The organism is Pseudomonas linyingensis (genome assembly GCF_900109175.1).
GTDB classification, from domain to species: domain Bacteria; phylum Pseudomonadota; class Gammaproteobacteria; order Pseudomonadales; family Pseudomonadaceae; genus Geopseudomonas; species Geopseudomonas linyingensis.
The window spans coordinates 15,734-35,270 of record NZ_FNZE01000021.1 but is presented as its reverse complement, the minus strand read 5'-3'; the positions used below and the strand labels follow the sequence as shown (position 1 = coordinate 35,270).

Annotated in this window: 14 protein-coding genes; 9 read left to right on the top strand and 5 right to left on the bottom strand. The window is 66.3% G+C overall.

Annotated elements, in window-relative coordinates:
• Positions 1–123 precede the first annotated feature (123 nt).
• The 7 genes from lepA (at position 124) to pdxJ (ending at position 6,303) form a co-directional block, all read left to right on the top strand.
• Entirely contained in the window at positions 124–1,923 is a 1,800-nt protein-coding gene (gene lepA, locus BMZ19_RS19755; RefSeq protein WP_090313297.1) for a translation elongation factor 4, read from the top strand.
• Positions 1,924–1,928: 5 nt separating this feature from the next.
• Positions 1,929–2,783 (top strand): signal peptidase I, encoded by an 855-nt coding sequence (gene lepB, locus BMZ19_RS19750; protein ID WP_090313296.1) that lies wholly within the window; start codon positions 1,929–1,931, stop codon positions 2,781–2,783.
• A 33-nt stretch (positions 2,784–2,816) separates the two neighbouring features.
• Positions 2,817–3,194, top strand: coding sequence for a DUF4845 domain-containing protein (locus BMZ19_RS19745; protein WP_090313323.1), 378 nt, complete (start codon positions 2,817–2,819; stop codon positions 3,192–3,194).
• The gene (gene rnc, locus BMZ19_RS19740; protein ID WP_090313295.1) at positions 3,191–3,880 is read left to right on the top strand and encodes a ribonuclease III; all 690 of its coding nucleotides are present in this window, start codon (positions 3,191–3,193) and stop codon (positions 3,878–3,880) included. Before BMZ19_RS19745 ends, rnc begins: the two co-directional genes overlap by 4 nt.
• Entirely contained in the window at positions 3,873–4,775 is a 903-nt protein-coding gene (era, locus tag BMZ19_RS19735; RefSeq protein WP_090313294.1) for a GTPase Era, read from the top strand. Before rnc ends, era begins: the two co-directional genes overlap by 8 nt.
• A gap of 93 nt (positions 4,776–4,868) precedes the next feature.
• Entirely contained in the window at positions 4,869–5,567 is a 699-nt protein-coding gene (gene recO, locus BMZ19_RS19730; protein ID WP_090313293.1) for a DNA repair protein RecO, read from the top strand.
• Positions 5,560–6,303 carry a pyridoxine 5'-phosphate synthase gene (gene pdxJ / locus BMZ19_RS19725; RefSeq protein WP_090313292.1) on the top strand — a complete coding sequence of 248 codons (744 nt, stop codon included), beginning with the start codon at positions 5,560–5,562 and terminating at the stop codon, positions 6,301–6,303. The genes recO and pdxJ overlap by 8 nt, the downstream gene beginning before the upstream one ends.
• A 152-nt stretch (positions 6,304–6,455) precedes the next feature.
• Here the strand turns inward: pdxJ and cmoB are convergent, their stop codons facing one another.
• From cmoB to lon, 4 genes are all read right to left on the bottom strand, one after another.
• A complete protein-coding gene (cmoB, locus tag BMZ19_RS19720) occupies positions 6,456–7,433 on the bottom strand; it encodes a tRNA 5-methoxyuridine(34)/uridine 5-oxyacetic acid(34) synthase CmoB (RefSeq protein ID WP_244517288.1) in 978 nt (325 codons plus the stop codon).
• Positions 7,430–8,173 (bottom strand): carboxy-S-adenosyl-L-methionine synthase CmoA, encoded by a 744-nt coding sequence (gene cmoA / locus BMZ19_RS19715; RefSeq protein ID WP_090313290.1) that lies wholly within the window; start codon positions 8,171–8,173, stop codon positions 7,430–7,432. Before cmoA ends, cmoB begins: the two co-directional genes overlap by 4 nt.
• A 65-nt stretch (positions 8,174–8,238) precedes the next feature.
• Complete coding sequence (locus tag BMZ19_RS19710; RefSeq protein ID WP_090313289.1) at positions 8,239–8,808, bottom strand: hypothetical protein; 570 nt, start codon at positions 8,806–8,808, stop codon at positions 8,239–8,241.
• 143 nt (positions 8,809–8,951) lie between these two features.
• Complete coding sequence (lon, locus tag BMZ19_RS19705) at positions 8,952–11,351, bottom strand: endopeptidase La (RefSeq protein WP_090313288.1); 2,400 nt, start codon at positions 11,349–11,351, stop codon at positions 8,952–8,954.
• Between the two features lie 233 nt (positions 11,352–11,584).
• Here lon and BMZ19_RS19700 point away from each other — a divergent pair, with 233 nt between their 5' ends.
• A complete protein-coding gene (locus tag BMZ19_RS19700) occupies positions 11,585–13,642 on the top strand; it encodes a TonB-dependent receptor (protein ID WP_090313287.1) in 2,058 nt (685 codons plus the stop codon).
• 58 nt (positions 13,643–13,700) lie between these two features.
• Here BMZ19_RS19700 and putA read toward each other — a convergent pair whose 3' ends face one another.
• Positions 13,701–17,636, bottom strand: a complete 3,936-nt coding sequence (putA, locus tag BMZ19_RS19695) for a trifunctional transcriptional regulator/proline dehydrogenase/L-glutamate gamma-semialdehyde dehydrogenase (protein WP_090313286.1) — start codon at positions 17,634–17,636, stop codon at positions 13,701–13,703.
• A 362-nt stretch (positions 17,637–17,998) separates the two neighbouring features.
• On the opposite strand from putA, the gene putP reads away from it, so the two are divergent.
• Positions 17,999–19,492, top strand: a complete 1,494-nt coding sequence (gene putP / locus BMZ19_RS19690) for a sodium/proline symporter PutP (protein WP_090313285.1) — start codon at positions 17,999–18,001, stop codon at positions 19,490–19,492.
• Positions 19,493–19,537 lie beyond the last annotated feature (45 nt).

Here is a 19,537-nt window from a genome sequence, read left to right as displayed (position 1 = left end):
CCCCCCTTTACTTATTCGCTGCCGGGTGTCAAGCCGTGGGTTACGTCCGCCCGGGCGATAGGCTAGAATTCACGGCTATTTTCGGCGGGCCCAGCCCGCGCTCTCCTTTTGAGTGTTGAGCCCGTGAGTGATCTGAGTCATATCCGCAACTTCTCCATCATTGCCCACATCGACCATGGCAAGTCGACCCTGGCCGACCGTTTCATCCAGATCTGCGGCGGCCTGGCCGATCGCGAGATGGAGGCCCAGGTGCTGGACTCCATGGATCTCGAGCGCGAGCGCGGCATCACCATCAAGGCGCACAGCGTGACCCTGCACTACAACGCGCAGGACGGCAAAACCTACCAGCTCAACTTCATCGACACCCCCGGTCATGTCGACTTCACCTATGAAGTCAGCCGCTCGCTGGCCGCCTGCGAAGGCGCGCTGCTGGTGGTGGACGCCGGCCAGGGCGTCGAGGCGCAGTCGGTCGCAAACTGCTACACCGCCATCGAGCAGGGTCTCGAGGTGATGCCGGTGCTCAACAAGATGGACCTGCCCCAGGCCGAGCCGGAGCGGGTCAAGGAAGAGATCGAGCACATCATCGGCATCGACGCCACCGACGCCGTGGCCTGCAGTGCCAAGAGCGGCATGGGCGTGATCGACGTGCTCGAGCGCTTGGTCGAGGTCATTCCGCCGCCGACCGGCGAGATCGAGGCGCCGCTGCAGGCGCTGATCATCGACTCCTGGTTCGACAACTATCTGGGTGTGGTCTCGCTGGTGCGCGTGCGTCACGGCCGGGTGAAGAAGGGCGACAAGATCCTCGTCAAGTCGACCGGCAAGGTCCACCAGGTCGACAGCGTCGGCGTCTACACGCCCAAGCACACCACCACCGCCGACCTCAAGGCCGGCGAAGTGGGCTTCATCATCGCCGGCATCAAGGAGATCCAGGGCGCGCCGGTCGGCGATACCCTGACCTTGTCCAATACCCCGGACGTCGACGTGCTGCCCGGCTTCAAGCGGGTCAAGCCGCAGGTCTACGCCGGCCTGTTCCCGGTCAGCTCGGACGACTTCGAGAACTTCCGCGACGCCCTGGAAAAGCTCACCCTCAACGACGCCGCGCTGCAGTACGAGCCGGAAAGCTCGGATGCGCTGGGCTTCGGCTTCCGTATCGGCTTCCTCGGCATGCTGCACATGGAGATCATCCAGGAGCGCCTCGAGCGCGAGTACGACCTGGACCTGATCACTACCGCACCGACCGTGGTGTTCGAGGTGGTGCTGAAAAACGGCGACACCGTGTATGTAGACAACCCGTCGAAGCTGCCCGACCTGTCATCGATCGAAGAGATGCGCGAGCCGATCTGCCGCGCCAACATCCTGGTGCCGCAAACCCACCTGGGCAGCGTGATCACCCTGTGCATCGAGAAGCGCGGCGTGCAGCGCGACATGCACTTCCTCGGCAGCCAGGTGCAGGTCAGTTATGATCTGCCGATGAACGAGGTGGTGCTCGACTTCTTCGACCGCCTGAAGTCGGCCAGCCGCGGCTATGCCTCGCTGGACTACGGTTTCGACCGTTTCCAGGCCGCCAACCTGGTGCGCCTGGACGTGCTGATCAACGGCGAGCGGGTCGATGCTCTGGCGCTGATCGTCCACCGCGACAACGCTGCCTACAAGGGGCGTCAGCTGGTGGAAAAGATGAAGGAACTGATCCCGCGGCAGATGTTCGACGTGGCGATCCAGGCGGCCATTGGCGGCCAGGTGGTGGCCCGCTCGACGGTCAAGGCACTCAGGAAGAACGTGCTGGCCAAGTGCTACGGCGGCGACGTCAGCCGCAAGCGCAAGCTGCTGGAAAAGCAGAAGGCCGGCAAGAAAAGGATGAAGCAGGTGGGCAGTGTGGAAATTCCGCAGGAAGCCTTCCTTGCTGTGCTCAAGGTGGATAGCTAAGACCCATGACTCTGAACTTTCCGTTGTTGCTGGTGATCGCCGTTGCCGTGTGCGGCGTGCTGGCGCTGATCGACCTGCTGTTCCTCGCCCCGCGGCGGCGCAGCGCCATCGCCGCCTACCAGGGCAGCGTGAGCCAGGTCGATCCGCAGGTGCTGCAGAAGCTGGCGCGCGAGCCGGTGATGGTGGAGTACGGCAAGTCGTTCTTCCCCGTCCTGGCGCTGGTGCTGGTGCTGCGCTCGTTCCTCGTCGAGCCGTTCCAGATCCCCTCCGGCTCGATGAAGCCGACCCTCGAGGTCGGCGACTTCATCCTGGTCAACAAGTTCTCCTACGGCATCCGTCTGCCGGTGGTGGACACCAAGGTGATCGAGGTCGGCGAACCGCAACGCGGCGATGTGATGGTGTTCCGCTTTCCCAGTGAGCCCACCGTGAACTACATCAAGCGCGTCGTCGGCCTGCCGGGCGACCATGTGCGCTACAGCAGCGACAAGCGTCTGTTCGTCAACGGCCAGCCGGTGGCCGAGCAGCTGATCGGCGACGAGCCGGGCAGCCTCGGCAGTGCCCGCCTGTTCAGCGAACAGCTGGGCGAGGCGGAGCACCTGATCCGCAAGGAAATGCGCCGCTACCGTATCGAACCGGACCGCGAGTGGAAGGTGCCCGCCGGGCACTATTTCATGGTGGGCGACAACCGCGACAATTCCAACGACAGCCGTTATTGGGATGATCCGGCCATCGCTCCCGAGCTGCAGGGCATGGTTCCCGACCGCAACATCGTCGGCAAGGCATTTGCCGTTTGGCTGAGCTGGCCTGCGCCCAAGCTCAGCCATATGCCGACCTTCGAGCGCGTCGGGCTGATCCATTGATGCACTGAACAGTTTACGGATACGAGGTTGATCATGAAGTTTGCGCGTTCGCAGAAAGGCTTGTCGATGTTGAGCTGGCTGGTGGTGCTGATCGTGGTGGCGTTTCTCGCCAGCACGGCGTTCAAGGTCCTGCCGCACTACCTCGACTTCTTCTCGCTGCAGAAGATCGTCACCGGGGTCGAGACCGAGAAGGCCCTCGAGATCCGCTCTCCCGGCGAATTCTTCGAACACGTAAGTCGCGGCATGCAGGTCAACAATATCCGTGATCTCGACATGCGCAAGGTGATGGACGTGCGCATGGAAAACAACGAGTTCTATGTCCATCTCAAATACGAGAAGCGCGAGCCGCTGATCGAAAACCTCGACCTGGTTGTCCATTTTGACCGTGAATATCGTGTCCGTGCCCCGTGAGTAATCCTCTGCAACGTCTCGAGCGTCAGCTCGGCTACAAGTTCCAGGACCCGGATCTGATGATCCTGGCCCTGACCCACCGCAGCTTCGCCGGTCGTAACAACGAGCGGCTGGAGTTCCTCGGCGATGCCATCCTCAACTTCGTGGTCGGCGAGGCGCTGTTCAAACGCTTCCCGCAGGCCCGCGAAGGTCAGCTGTCGCGCCTGCGCGCACGGCTGGTGAAGGGCGAAACCCTGGCCCGCCTGGCGCGGGTCTTCGACCTCGGCGAATACCTGCGTCTGGGCTCCGGCGAGCTGAAGAGCGGCGGTTTCCGTCGCGAATCGATCCTCGCCGACGCCACCGAAGCACTGATCGGCGCCATCTACCTAGATACTGGCATGGAGGCGGCGCGCGATCGCGTGCTGGCCTGGCTGGAGCCGTACTTCGACGAGCTGACCCTGGTCGATACCAACAAGGATCCGAAAACCCGCCTGCAGGAATTCCTGCAATCGCGTGGCTGCGAACTGCCGCGCTACGATGTGGTGGATATCCAGGGTGAGCCGCATTGCCGGACCTTCTTCGTCGAATGCGAAATTGCCCTGCACAATGAAAAGACCCGTGGCCAGGGTGCCAGCCGTCGTATCGCCGAACAGGTGGCGGCGGCTGCAGCACTGGTGGCCTTGGGCGTGGAGAATGGCAATGACTGAATCCCTGCCGAGCCGCTGTGGCTACGTGGCTATCGTCGGCCGGCCGAACGTCGGCAAGTCGACCCTGCTCAACCATATTCTCGGCCAGAAGCTGGCGATCACTTCACGCAAGCCGCAAACCACCCGGCATACCCTGCTCGGCATCAAGACCGAGGGTTCGGTGCAGGCGATCTACGTCGACACCCCCGGGATGCACAAGGACAACGACAAGGCGCTCAACCGTTACATGAACCGCAGCGCCAGCGCGGCCCTGAAGGACGTCGACGTGGTGATCTTCGTCGTCGACCGCACGCGCTGGACCGAGGAGGACCAGATGGTCCTCGACCGGGTCAAGTTCGTCGAAGGCCCGCTGCTGGTGGTGGTCAACAAGATCGACCGCCTCGAGGACAAGGCCGAACTGCTGCCGCACCTGAAGTGGCTGGCCGAACAGCTGCCCAATGCCGAGATCGTGCCGATCTCCGCGCAGCACGGGCAGAACCTCGATACCCTCGAGGCCCAGGTGGCCAAGCACCTGCCCGAAGGCGATCACTTCTTCGAGGAAGACCAGCTGACCGACCGCAGCTCGCGCTTCTTGGCCGCCGAACTGGTGCGCGAGAAGGTCATGCGCCAGCTGGGTGCCGAGGTGCCCTACCAGGTCGCGGTGGAGATCGAGCAGTTCCAGCAGCAAGGCCGCGTGTTGCACATCCATGCGCTGATCCTGGTCGAGCGCGACGGCCAGAAGAAGATCATCATCGGCGACAAGGGCGAGCGCATCAAGCGCATCGGCCAGGAAGCGCGCCGCGACATGGAAGAGCTGTTCGGCAGCAAGGTCATGCTCAATCTGTGGGTCAAGGTGAAGGGCGGCTGGTCCGACGACGAGCGTGCCCTGCGCTCGCTGGGTTACGGCGACATCTGACCGGCGACTGCAACCGCTGCGGCAGGGTGCGCGTTGCGCACCTGTGCCGCCTCCTGGCTTTCGCCGCTGCGCATGGCGCACCCTACGGTTGACATGATCGCAGCCCCCCATCCCGCCTTCGTCCTGCATTCCCGCCCGTACAAGGAAACCAGCGCTCTGGTGGATTTCCTGACTCGGGAAGGGCGGTTGTGTGCCGTCCTGCGCGGCGCGCGCGGCAAGGCCGGGACCCTGGCGCGGCCGTTCGTGCCGCTGGAGCTGGAACTGCGCGGGCGCAGCGAGCTGAAGAACGTCACCCGCCTGGAGAGTGCCGGCATCCCCCCTCTGCTCGGCGGCCTGGCCCTGTTCAGCGGTCTCTACCTCAACGAGCTGCTGATCCGCCTGCTGCCAGCGCAGGACCCGCATCCCCAGCTGTTCGACCACTATGCCGCGACCCTGGCCGCGCTGGCTGCCGGCCGCGCGCTGGAGCCGTTGCTGCGCGCCTTCGAATGGCGTCTGCTGAGCGATCTGGGCTATGGTTTTGCCCTCGACCGCGACTGCCATGGGCAGCCGGTCGACCCGCTGGGGCTGTACCGCTGGCTGCCCGATCTCGGCTTTGAGCCGGTCTGCCAGCTGCAGCCCGGACTGTTTCACGGTCGCGAGTTGCTGGCGCTGGCTGAGGCGGACTGGACGGTGCCCGGGGCACTGGCTGCCGCCAAGCGGCTGATGCGTCAGGCGCTGGCGCCGCACCTGGGTGGCCGGCCCCTGGTCAGCCGCGAGCTGTTCATCAATCGCAAGGAGTCCCATCGTGACTGAAGCCAACCGCATCCTGCTGGGTGTCAACATCGACCATATCGCCACCCTGCGTCAGGCCCGCGGCACCCGCTACCCGGACCCGGTGAAGGCCGCGCTGGATGCCGAGGAGGCCGGCGCCGACGGCATCACCGTGCACCTGCGCGAGGATCGCCGGCACATCCAGGAGCGCGACGTGCGCGTGCTGCGCGAGGTGCTGCAGACGCGGATGAACTTCGAGATGGGCGTCACCGAGGAGATGCTCGCCTTCGCCGAGGAGATCCGCCCGGCGCACGCCTGCTTCGTCCCGGAAACCCGCCAGGAACTGACCACCGAGGGCGGCCTCGACGTGGCCGGCCAGGAAGCGCGCATCCGCGCTGCCGTGGAGCGGCTGGCTGCCATCGGCTGCGAGGTGTCGCTGTTCATCGACGCCGATCCGCGGCAGATCGAGGCGGCTGCACGCATCGGTGCGCCGGCCATCGAGCTGCACACCGGCCGCTATGCCGACGCCCACACCCCGGCGGAAATGGCCTGCGAGCTGGCGCGCATCCGCGACGGCGTCGAGTGCGGCCTGAGCCATGGTCTGATCGTCAACGCCGGCCACGGTCTGCACTACCACAACGCCGAGGCGGTGGCGGCCATCCGCGGCATCAACGAGCTGAACATCGGCCACGCCATCGTCGCCCATGCACTGTTCGTCGGTTTCAAGCAGGCGGTGGCGGAGATGAAGGCGCTGATCGTCGCGGCGGCGGCACGCTGATTCGGAGGGCCACTGCGGACTTGTAGGGGGGGGGGGCGCGCCCTTGCGGCGGGGCCGCCAGGGACAAGAGCTTCGTCCCGAGGGCGGGCCTCCCACAAGAGCGTGCCACGCTCCTCCGCAGGTACCTTCCGCGCTTACGGCTACGGTTACGGCTACGGCTTGCGCGCCACCAGTACGGCGCGCATCGGCGCCGGCAGGCCTTCCACGGTGCGGCCTGGGTCCTGCGGGTCGAGGAACTCCGGCAGCGACTGGAACTTCATCCACTCGGTGGAGCGCTGCTCCTCGATGCTGGTGACGCTGACGTCCACGCAGCGCACATCTACGAAGCCGGCGCGGCGCAGCCACAGCTCCAGCGCCGCCACCGAGGGCAGGAACCAGACGTTGCGCATCTGCGCGTAGCGGTCCTCGGGCACCAGCACGGTGTTCACGTCGCCGTCCACCACCAGGGTCTCCAGCACCAGCTCGCCGCCCTTGATCAGGCAGTCCTTGAGCGCCAGCAAGTGGTCGATTGGCGAGCGGCGGTGATAGAGCACGCCCATGGAGAATACCGTGTCGAAACCCTCCAGCTTTTCCGGCAGTTCCTCCAGCGCCAGCGGCAGGTGCCAGGCGGGCAGCTCCGGCAGATAGTTCTGCATGGCGAGGAACTGGCAGAAGAACAGCCAGTTGGGATCGACGCCGATCACGCAGTCGGCACCGGCGCCGAGCATGCGCCACTGGTAGTAGCCGTTACCGCAGCCGACATCCAGCACCCGCTTGCCGGCAAGATCCAGATGCGGAGCGACCCGCGCCCACTTCCAGTCCGAATGCCACTCAGTGTCGACGTGTACGCCGAACAGCTCGAACGGCCCCTTGCGCCAGGGGATCAGGCCCTTGAGCGCCTGTTCCAGGGCGGCGCGCTGCTCGCTGCTGCAGGGACCGGCCAGCGCGAAGCATTCGGCCAGTTCACGCTGCTCGACGCGCAGCGGCGGCAATGCATCGACGGCGGCCTGCCAGCGGGTCAGGTCGCCATGGCCGCGAGCCAGCTTGTCGGCGAGCAGCTCGGGCAGGGTGGCTGCCCAGGTGGCCAGCTGTGTGCCGCGCAGGCGGTCGAGCAGGGCGGGGAGGTTAGCGCGGATGGCGAGGTCGGTCATGGCAGGGCGATCAGCGAGGCGAAGTTGAGGCATTGGAACCAGGGGATGACTTTCGAGAAGCCGGCGGCGAGCAGGCGTTCGCGGTGCTCCTCGAGGCTGTCCGGCTTCATCACGTTCTCGATGGCGCTGCGCTTCTGGGCGATTTCCAGTTCGCTGTAGCCATTGGCACGCTTGAAGGCGATGTGCAGGTCGGTAAGCAATTGCTGTTCTTCGCTGTCCGCGAAGCGCAGCTTCTCCGAGAGGATCAACGCGCCGCCCGGCAGCAGCGTCTGGCGGATGCGTGCCAGCAGATCACGACGCTGTTCGCGCGGGATGAATTGCAGGGTGAAGTTCAAGGCCACCACCGACGCCGGCTGGAAGTCGAGCTGGCAGATGTCGGCCTCGAGCACCTCGACCGGCAGCAGTTCCTGGAACATCGAGTCCTGGGCGTGCAGGTACTCGCGGCAGCGCTCGACCATCGCGCTGGAGTTGTCCACCGCGACCACCCGGCAGTCCTCGGTCTGCACATGGCGGCGCAGCGCCTGGCTGACCGCGCCCAGCGAGCAGCCGAGGTCATACAGCGCGCTGTGCGGCTGGGCGAACTGACTGGCGATCACCCCGATGTTCTCGACGATGGTCGGGTAGCCCGGCACCGAGCGCTTGATCATGTCGGGGAATACCCGCACCACCGCTTCGTTGAACACGAAGTCGGCAACCTGCTCCTGGGGGGTGGCATAGATGCGGTCGGGGATCTGCTTCACGGCGCGCTTCCGGCATGGGAAAAACCCGGCATTCTAGCCGAGTGCCGGGCCGCCTCGCAGCTCTCTCACTTCAGCTGGTCGGAAAGGTACTCGCCGGCGCCCTGCAGCGGCCCCAGCGGATTGCGCTCGACCTGCATGCGGCGGATCTGCGGTTCGCCGTTGCTGACCTTGTGCACCAGCTTGTCGTCCACCAGCACGAACACCGCGCGGAATGCCCAGCCCTTCACCTCGCGGTTCTTGCGGAAGTTGAGCACGTCGGCCCAGAAGCTGCCGACCCGCTGGGTGTCGGTCTGGTTGAACTCGAAGGCATAGCCGGTGCAGCGTTCCTTGGCCTCCAGGCAGGTCACCAGGCTGTCCGGCAGGTAGTCGATGGGAATGTTCGGCTGGACGAACATCATGCGCACATCGAGGAACGACAGCGTGCGGCCATTGCCGTTGATCACCGGGTCGAAACCGAGGGAAAACAGCTCCGGCCGGGTGGTCGCGCCGGGAACGGCCTGCGCGTAGCGACCTTCGGCATCCAGGTAGTCGCGAAACGGCGAGAGGATTTCGGCGCGTTCGCTGGGAAGAAGACTGCCGCAACCAGAGAGCAGAACGAGCAGGCCGAGCAGCGCGTGTCGTCCATACAGGTCCATATCGCACCCCCCACATAGCGAAGCCTTTCTCTACTTCTATAGGCGATTTAGGGGCGCGCTGCCGGTCGTGGGGACGAGCGGTGGGCATTTCCGGCACAACCAGAGCCGCTACGCGGCAGCCTTCCGCGGCCGCGCGCTGGCTCTCACTGGGCGCGAAACAGCACCTTGGCCACGTCGGCGTAGTGGCTGGCGAAGTGCACCGTCAGCCCCTCCTTGAGGTAGTCCGGCAGCTCCTCGAAGTCGCCGCGGTTGGCTTCCGGCATGATCAGCTCATTGAGCTTCTGCCGGCGCGCGGCGATGACCTTCTCGCGCACCCCGCCGATGGCCAGCACCTGGCCGGTGAGGGTCAGCTCGCCGGTCATCGCCACGTCCTTTTTCGGCGCCTGGTTGCGGGCCAGCGAGAGCAGGGCGCTGGCCATGCTGATGCCGGCACTGGGACCGTCCTTGGGGGTGGCGCCTTCCGGCACGTGCAGGTGGACGAAGGCCTGGTCGAAGAAGGTCGGGTCACCCTTGTACTTCTTCAGGTGCGAGCTGATGTAGCTGTAGGCGATCTCCGCCGACTCCTTCATCACCTCGCCGAGCTTGCCGGTCAGCTTGAAGCCGCGGTTGAGGGTGTGGATGCGCGTCGCCTCGATCGGCAGGGTGGCGCCGCCCATGCTGGTCCAGGCCAGCCCGGTGACGATGCCGATGCCCTCCAGGCGCTGCTCCTTGCGAAACGGCGGCATGCCCAGGTAGTCCTCGAGGTCCTTCGGTCCGACCTTCACTTTCGCCTCGGGATCGCCGAGCAGGCGGACCACCGCCTTGCGCACGATCCTGCCCAGCTGCTTCTCCAGTTGGCGCACCCCGGCTTCGCGGGCGTAGCCTTCGATCACCGCCTTCAGTGCGCTGTCGCTGATCGACAGACGCGCCTTGGGCACGCCCGCCTTGGCCAGTTGCTTGGGCCACAGGTGGCGCTTGGCGATGGCCAGCTTTTCCTCGGCGATGTAGCCGGACAGGCGGATCACCTCCATGCGGTCGAGCAGCGGGCCGGGGATCGAGTCGAGGGTGTTGGCGGTGCAGACGAACAGCACCTTGGACAGGTCCAGGCGCAGGTCGAGGTAGTGGTCGAGGAATTCGACGTTCTGCTCCGGATCGAGGGTTTCCAGCAGCGCCGAGGCCGGGTCGCCCTGGTAGCTGGCGCCCATCTTGTCGATCTCGTCGAGCATGATCACCGGGTTCATCACCTCGACGTCCTTGAGCGCCTGCACCAGCTTGCCGGGCAGGGCGCCGATGTAGGTACGGCGGTGGCCCTTGATCTCCGCCTCGTCGCGCATGCCGCCGACGGAAAAACGATAGAACGGTCGGTCGAGTGATTCGGCGATCGACTTGCCGATGCTGGTCTTGCCCACTCCCGGTGGGCCGACCAGCAGCACGATGGAACCGGCGATCTCGCCCTTGAAGGCGCCGACGGCGAGGAACTCGACGATGCGCTCCTTGATGTCGTCCATCCCGGCGTGGTGCTTGTCGAGCACCTTGCGCGCCCGCGTGAGGTCGAGCCGGTCCTTGCCCAGCACGCCCCAGGGCACGCTGGTGGCCCAGTCCAGGTAGTTGCGGGTCACCGCGTACTCCGGCGAGCCGGTCTCCAGTACCGACAGCTTGTGCAGCTCCTCGTCGATGCGCTTCTGCGCCGCCGCCGGCAGCGTCTTGCCTTCCAGACGCTTGCTGAACTCCTCGGCATCGGCGCTGCGGTCGTCCTTGGTGATGCCCAGTTCCTTCTGGATCACCTTGAGCTGCTCGCGCAGGAAGAACTCGCGCTGGCGCTTGCCGATGGTGCTGTTGACCTCGGCGCTGATCTCGTTCTGTAGATGCGCCACTTCCACTTCGCGGCGCAGCAGTGGCAGCACTTTTTCCATGCGCTTGAGCACCGGCACGGTGTCCAGCACCGCCTGCAGGTCGCTGCCTGGCGCGGTGGTCAGTGCCGCGGCGAAGTCGGTCAGGGGCGAGGGATCGTTGGGGCTGAAGCGGTTCAGGTAGTTCTTCAGCTCCTCGCTGTACAGCGGGTTGAGCGGCAGCAGCTCCTTGATCGCGTTGATCAGCGCCATGCCGTAGGCCTTTACCTCGTCGCTGGGATCGGCCGGGGTGCGCGGGTAGTCGACCTCCACCAGGTACGGCGGCGTGCGGCTCAGCCAGCTGCGGATACGCACCCGGGCCAGGCCCTGGGCGACGAACTGCAGGCTGTCCTCCTGCTTGCTGGCATGGTGCACACGCACCACGGTGCCATGTTCGGGCAGACTCTCCGGGTCGAACTCCTCGGCGCTCTCCGGCGGATTCTCCAGGTAGAACAGCGCCACACAGTGGTGCTCGGTCTTGGCCACGCGAGCGAGGGTCTGCGCCCAGTGCTCCGGGTTGACCACGATGGGCAACACCTGGGCCGGAAAGAACGGCCGGTTGTGCACCGGCATGATGTACAGCTGGTTCGGCAGCACCTGGCCCTGCAGCACCACGCCGGTGTTGGCCGCGCTGTCGTCGTCGACGATCTCGTGAGGAATGTCCTGCTCGCTCATGAAGGGGCTCCTGCGCCGTCGGGTGATTTGAGTCTAGATGGGGCGGGGCGGCGGTCATTTCAAGCGACGTCCCGGCCTGGCGGGACTGCAGGCGGTCGCGATTAGTGCTTGATTGTTATGTTATTACATCTTAACTTGCCCGCCGCGCGGCCAGGGACCTGCTGGAGGCTGCGCGAATTCTGTTCGCCTGCGCGGTCGCCACGGATTGCGCCCGCCTGTCTTTGAGGTATTGCATGACACCGCTTCGCCATCCGCTAGCCCTGGCCATCGCCCTGACTCCGCCGTCGACCATCGTCCTGGCCGCCGAAGCCCCGCCGCTGGAACTCGGCTACAGCGTGGTCAGCGCCAGCGCGCTGGCCAGCAGCACGCAGGAGATGACCACTCCGGCGGCGGTGCTGGAAGGCGACCAGCTGGTGCTGCGTCGCGGTGCGACGCTCGGCGAGACCCTCGACGGCCTGCCCGGCGTGCACGCCGCGAGCTTCGGCGCCGGCGCCAGCCGCCCGGTGATCCGCGGCCTGGACGGCGGCCGGGTCAAGGTGCTCAGCGACGGCGTCGACGTGCTGGATGCCTCCACCGTCAGCCAGGACCACGCGGTGAGCGTCGAACCGCTGCTGGCCGAGCGCATCGAGGTGCTCAAGGGCCCGGCCACCCTGCTGTACGGCGGCGGCGCCATCGGCGGGGTGGTCAACGCGATCGACAAGCGCGTGCCCACCGACGTGCCGGAAAACGGCGTCGAGGGTGAGCTGGAGCTGCGTGCCAACAGCGTGACCAACGAGGGCGCCGGGCTGTTCGGCATCACCGCCGGCTCCGGCCACTTCGCGGTGCGCGTCGAGGGCGTCAAGCGCCAGGCCGACGATTACGAGATCCCCGGCGCGGCGGGCGAGCCGCGTTCAGGCAAGCAGGTCGGTTCCTACAACGACACCGACAGCTACAGCCTGGGCGGCAGCTTCATCGGCGAGCGCGGCTACCTGGGGTTGGCCTACAGCCGCCAGGAAAACCGCTACGGCCTGCTGGCCCACGAGCACGTCGACTGCGACCCCCATGGCAACCACTGGCACTGCGGCGAGCACGAGCACGACGAGGAGGAGCACGAGAGCGAGGAGGAGCACCACGACGAGCATGGCGGCGCGGTGCCCTACATCAGCATGAAGCAGGACCGCTGGGACCTGCGCGGCGAGCTCGCCGACCCGCTGCCGGGCTTCGAGCTGGCGCGCCTGCGCGTCGGCCACAGCGACTACCGCCACAGCGAGATCGAGGAGGGCGTGGCCGCGGCGATCTTCGACAACCAGGCCAGCGAGGCGCGCCTGGAGCTGACCCACCGACCGCTGCTGGGCTGGCATGGCGTGCTCGGCGGGCAGACCACTCGCCGCGACTTCGCCCGGCTGACCGCAGAAAACCCGATGCCACAGACCCTGACCCACAACCACGCGCTGTTCCTGCTCGAGGAATACACGGCCGGTGCCTGGCGCTACGAGCTGGGCGCGCGCCACGAGTGGCAGGATATCGAGGCCGACTCCGGCGCCCCGGATACCGACCACGCCGGCACCTCGCTGTCCGCCGGCGCGGTATGGACCTTCCGGCCCGAGTACTCGCTGGGCCTGTCGCTGTCGCGCTCCCAGCGCCTGCCCAGTGCCGAGGAGCTGTATGCCTACGGTCCGCACGCCGCCAGCCGCACCATCGAACTGGGCAATCCGGGGCTGGAGGAGGAAACCTCGCACAACGCGGAAGTCACCCTGCGCAAGTTCGCCGGGCCGACCACCTTCACCTTCAGCCTGTTCCGCAACCAGGTGGACGACTTCATCTATGCCGCCGATCTGGGCCGCGATCCGGGTGGCAACTACCGCGAGGTCGAGTACCGCCAGGAAGACGCCGTGCTCACCGGCGCCGAGGGCGAGGTGCGCCATCAGTTCACCGACAGCTTTGCCGCTAGCCTGTTCGGCGATTCGGTGCGCGGCAAGCTGAAGGACGGTGGTGACCTGCCACGCATCCCCGCCGACCGCCTGGGCGTGCGTCTGGAGCAGCGCTTCACGGCGGCGCTGGACGGCCAGCTGGAGTTCTACCGGGTGCAGCGTCAGGACGAGCTGGCGGCCTTCGAGACCGAGACCGCCGGCTACAACATGCTCGGCGCCGGCCTCAGCTACCACGGCAGCCTGAGCCAGGCCGACTACCAGCTGTACCTCAAGGCCGACAACCTGCTCGACGCCGAGGCGCGCCAGCACAGCTCATTGATCAAGGACGAGGTGCTGCTGCCGGGGCGCAACTTCACCGTCGGCCTGCGCGTCACCTTCTGAGGGCCGAAAACGCGACCGCCGGCACAAGGCCGGCGGTCGTCGTTCGGGCAGGGCGGGATCAGCCGATGGTCATCAGGCTGGCGTTGCCGCCGGCGGCGGCGGTGTTGACGCTGAGGGCGTGCTCGATCAGCAGGCGTTCCAGCGGGATGTCGCTGTCGCCCCGGTTCAGGCCGTTGACGCCGACGATCGCGCCGGGACGCTTGGCCGCCAGCTGGCAGACTTCGCGCAGCTGGTCGGAGTCGCCGTGGTGGATGATGGCGTCGAACGTCAGCTCGCTGGTAGCCCAGTCGCCGATCAGCTGGATGCCTTGCTGGACAGCGCTGGGCAGCTGGGCGAGCAGCTTGCGGTTGGCCGCGTTGTCCGGCCACAGCACCTTGCAACCCACCGCGAGCACGGCGGCCAACTGGGTCAGCAGGTCCTGGCTGTCGTCGGCCAGGCACAGCACCCGCTCGCGCGGCAGCAGGCTGTAGGTGTTGCGCTCGCCGGTCGGGCCGCTCAGTACCTGGGTCAGGCCGCTCGCCGACAGCGCCGCATAGCGCTCGGCCAGTGCGGCCAGCTCGGGCTGCTGCTGGCGCGCCCACTCCAGCAGGGCCTCGAAGGCCGGCTTGGGAGTGGCCGGACGCTGCACTTCGCCGTCCTGCAGCTGCACGCTCACCGCATCCTGCGGGCGGGTGGCCAGCAGGCGGTACATGTACAGCGGGCCGCCGGCCTTCGGGCCGGTGCCGGACAGGCCCTCGCCACCGAACGGCTGCACGCCGACCACCGCGCCGACCATGTTGCGGTTGACGTAGAGGTTGCCCACCTTGGCGCTGTCGACCACCTGGGCGATGGTCTCGTCGATGCGGGTGTGCACGCCGAGGGTCAGACCGTAGCCGCTGGCGTTGATCTGCTCGAGCAGGGTGGCCAGCTCGTCGCGGCGGAAGCGCACCAGGTGCAGCACCGGGCCGAAGATCTCGCGCTTGAGCTCGTCGAAGCTGTCCAGCTCGATCAGGGTCGGCATCACGAAGGTGCCGCGCTTGATCTCCTCGCCCTTGGCGCGGGACAGCTGGTGCACCTTGCGGCCCTTGTCGCGCATGGCCTGGATGTGCCGCTCGATGTTGCCCTTGGCTTCGTCGTCGATCACCGGGCCGATGTCGGTGCTGAGGCGCTCCGGGTTGCCCAGGGTGTACTCGGCCATGGCGCCCTTGAGCATGGTCAGCACGCGGTCAGCGACGTCTTCCTGCACGCACAGTACGCGCAGGGCCGAGCAGCGCTGGCCGGCGCTGTCGAAAGCGGAGGCGATCACATCGACCACCACCTGCTCGGTAAGCGCCGAGGAGTCGACGATCATCGCGTTCTGGCCGCCGGTTTCGGCGATCAGTGGCAGCGGGCGGCCCTGGGCGTCCAGGCGGCCGGCGAGGTTGCGCTGGATGATCCCGGCCACCTCGGTGGAGCCGGTGAACATCACGCCGCGGATGCGCTCGTCGGCGATCAGCGCGGCCCCCACGGTCTCACCGCGGCCGGGCAGCAGTTGCACCGCGCCGGCCGGCACGCCGGCCTCGAGGAGGATGCGCACCGCCTGGGCGGCGATCAACGGGGTCTGCTCGGCGGGCTTGGCCAGCACGGTGTTGCCGGCGGCCAGCGCGGCGGCGACCTGGCCGCTGAAGATCGCCAGCGGGAAGTTCCACGGGCTGATGCACACCACCGGACCCAGCGGGCGGTGGCTGTCGTTGGCGAAGTGGTTGCGTGCCTGCGCCGCGTAGTAGCGCAGGAAGTCGACTGCTTCGCGCACTTCGGCGATGGCGTTGGCGAAGGTCTTGCCGGACTCGCGGACCAGCAGGCCCATCAGTTGCTGGATCTCGGCTTCCATCTGGTCGGCGGCGCGCTCCAGCACGGCGGCGCGCTCGGCCGGCAGGGTGGACTGCCAGATCTGTCCGCTGGACACCGCGCACAGCGTGGCGTTGCGCACGTCCTGCACGCTGGCCTCGAACACTTGGCCGACGACGTCGCGGTGGTCGGCGGGATTCTTCAGTGCCTGTGGCTCGCCGAGCGCAGGAGTCTCGCAACCCAGCAGCGGCATTGCCTTGTAGTCGTTGTTGGTGCTGGACAGCAGCGCCGAGGACAGCGAGCCGAGACGGTGCTCGTTGGCCAGGTCGATGCCGCTGGAGTTGACCCGCGCCTCGCCGTAGAGGGCGCGCGGCAGCGGGATGCGCGGGTGCGGCAGGCCGAGGGTGCCTTCATGGGCGGCCATCTGCTCGACCTGCACCACCGGGTCCTCCACCAGGTCCTTCAGCGAGATGCTGTGGTCGGCGATGCGGTTGACGAACGAGGTGTTGGCGCCGTTTTCCAGCAGGCGGCGCACCAGGTAGGCGAGCAGGGTCTCGTGGCTGCCCACCGGAGCGTAGATGCGGCACGGCCGGTTCAGCTTGCCGTCGGCGACCTTGCCGACCACCTGCTCGTACAGCGGCTCGCCCATCCCGTGCAGGCACTGGAACTCGTACTGACCGGGGTAGTAGTTCTGCCCGGCCAGCTGGTAGATAGCCGACAGCGAGTGGGCGTTGTGGGTGGCGAACTGCGGGTAGATCGACTCCGGCACGGCCAGCAGTTTGCGCGCGCAGGCGATGTAGGAGAGGTCGGTGTACGGCTTGCGGGTATACACCGGGTAGCCTTCCAGGCCGTTGACCTGGGCGGCCTTGATCTCGCTGTCCCAGTAGGCGCCCTTCACCAGGCGGATCATCAGGCGGTGGCGGCTGCGCTTGGCCAGGTCGATCACGTAGTCGATCACGTAGGGGCAGCGCTTCTGGTAGGCCTGGATGACGAAGCCGATGCCGTTCCAGCCGGCCAGCTTCGGCTCGAAGCACAGGCGCTCGAGCAGGTCGAGGGAGATCTCCAGACGATCGGCTTCCTCGGCGTCGATGTTGATGCCGATGTCGTACTGCCTGGCCAGCAGGGTCAGGTCGAGCAGGGTCGGGTACAGCTCGTCCATCACCCGCTCGTGCTGGGCGCGGCTGTAGCGCGGGTGCAGGGCGGACAGCTTGATGGAGATGCCCGGGCCCTCGTAGATGCCACGGCCGTGGGAGGCCTTGCCGATGGCGTGGATGGCCTGCTCGTAGGACGCCAGGTAGCGCTTGGCGTCCTCGTCGGTGAGCGCGGCCTCGCCGAGCATGTCGTAGGAGTAGCGGAAGCCCTTGCTTTCCAGGGGGGTGGCGTTGGCCAGCGCCTCGGCGATGGTTTCGCCGGTGACGAACTGCTCGCCCATCAGGCGCATGGCCATGTCCACACCCTTGCGGATCACCGGCTCGCCGCTCTTGCCGATCAGGCGGTTGAGCGAGGAGCTCAGGCCGCTCTCATTGTGGGTGGACACCAGCTTGCCGGTGATCAGCAGGCCCCAGGAGGCGGCGTTGACGAACATCGACGAACTCTGGCCGAGGTGCTGGCTCCAGTTGCCGTTGCTGATCTTGTCGCGGATCAGCGCGTCGCGGGTGGCCTTGTCGGGAATGCGCAGCAGCGCTTCGGCCAGGCACATCAGCGCCACGCCTTCCTGGGAGGACAGCGAGAATTCCTGCAGCAGACCCTGCACCAGGCCCTGGCGGCCGCTGGCGCTCTTCTGGTTGCGCAGCTTCTCGGCGATGCCCAGCGCCAGTTTCTGGCTGGCCTCAGCCAGCTCCCTGGGCATGCGCGCCTGCTCGAGGAGCATCGGCACCGCTTCGGTCTCCGGGCGGCGGTAGGCGGCGGTGATCGAGGAACGCAGCACGGACTGCGGAAGGATGCTCTCGGCGAAGTCGAGGAAGACCTGCAGACCCTGCTCGGTCAGCGACTCCAGCGGCTCCTCGCCGGCGGCCACGGCCAGGCCGTTGTGCTCGGCCGGGGTCATGCCGCCTTCGATCTGCTCGAGGTAGTTGAAGATCGCCTGCTTGATCAGCCAATGGGGGGTGCGGTCGATCGACTGGGCGGCCTGCTTGAGGCGTTCGCGGGTGGCGTCGTCGAGTTTCACGCCGAGAGTGGTGGTGGCCATGGGGTGTCCTATTATTGGGATGGAGCGCTGCAACGTACCTGAAGATTAGACACGAACAATCGAATGGTGCAACCAGGTGCAACCATTAATTTTTGGCAAGGCGACAAACGTGGTGGTGACGTGATTGATGTTGTTACTTTTCTGCACTGCCAAAGTGCGGCAAGGGTCAAAAATGCTACAAAAAGGAGCATTTTGGGTTTTTATCCTTGAATACGGCAAAAAAGTGAAACCTTTTGCCGGAAATTGGTTGCACCTTGTGTTCGGGTTTGCCTAGATTAATGGCGTCGAAGGTGCAACCGGGTGGTCCGGGGGCGACAGACGAAACAGATCCAGATCAATAACAACCGCATGGGATCCCCCTCATGAACATGACCAACCCGACGCTGATCACCTTCGTGATCTACATTGCGGCCATGGTGCTGATCGGCTTCATTGCCTATCGCTCCACCAACAACCTTTCCGACTACATCCTCGGCGGACGCAGCCTGGGCAGCTTCGTCACCGCGCTGTCCGCCGGTGCCTCCGACATGAGTGGCTGGCTGCTGATGGGCCTGCCCGGCGCGGTCTACCTGTCCGGCCTTTCCGAGAGCTGGATCGCCATCGGCCTGATCATCGGTGCCTACCTCAACTGGCTGTTCGTCGCCGGCCGCCTGCGCGTGCAGACCGAGCACAACGGCAACGCCCTGACCCTGCCGGACTACTTCACCAACCGCTTCGAGGACAACAGCCGCGTCCTGCGCATCTTCTCCGCGCTGGTGATCCTGGTGTTCTTCACCATCTACTGCGCTTCCGGCGTGGTCGCCGGTGCGCGCCTGTTCGAGAGCACCTTCGGCATCTCCTACGAGACCGCGCTGTGGGCCGGCGCTGCCGCCACCATCGCCTACACCTTCGTCGGCGGCTTCCTCGCGGTGAGCTGGACCGACACCGTGCAGGCCAGCCTGATGATCTTCGCCCTGATCCTCACCCCGATCATAGTGATGGTCGCCACCGGCGGCATGGACCCGACCTTCGCCGCCATCGAGCTGAAGGACGCCAGCAATTTCGACATGCTCAAGGGCGCCAGCTTCGTCGGCGTGATCTCGCTGATGGCCTGGGGCCTGGGCTACTTTGGGCAGCCGCACATCCTCGCCCGCTTCATGGCTGCCGATTCGGTGAAGTCGATTCCCAACGCCCGCCGCATCTCCATGGCCTGGATGATCTTCTGCCTGGCCGGCGCGGTCGCCGTGGGCTTCTTCGGCATCGCCTACTTCTCCGCTCACCCTGAGCTGGGCGTGGCGGTCGAGGCCAATCCCGAGCGCGTGTTCATCGAACTGGCCAAGATCCTGTTCAACCCGTGGGTCGCCGGCGTGCTGCTGTCCGCCATCCTCGCCGCGGTGATGAGCACCCTGAGCTGCCAGCTGCTGGTGTGCTCCAGCGCCCTGACCGAAGACTTCTACAAGGCCTTCTTCCGCAAGGGGGCCTCCCAGGTCGAGCTGGTGTGGGTCGGCCGCGCCATGGTGCTGCTGGTGGCCGTGATCGCCATCGCCATCGCCTCCAACCCGGACAGCAAGGTGCTCGGCCTGGTGTCCTACGCCTGGGCCGGCTTCGGCGCCGCCTTCGGCCCGGTGGTGATCTTCTCCCTGCTGTGGAAGGGCATGACCCGCAACGGCGCCCTGGCCGGCATGCTGCTCGGCGCGGTCACCGTGATCCTGTGGAAGAACTTCTTCGGCTGGACCGGCCTCTACGAGATCATTCCGGGCTTCATTCTCTGCACCCTGGGCATCCTGATCTTCAGCCGCATCGGTAACGCGCCGTCGCTGGCTATGCTCAAGCGCTTCGACGAGGCCGAGAAGGAATACCGCGACGCTCACCTCTGATCTTTACCGATCAACCCGGTCGCGGGTTCAACCGCGCGACCGGCA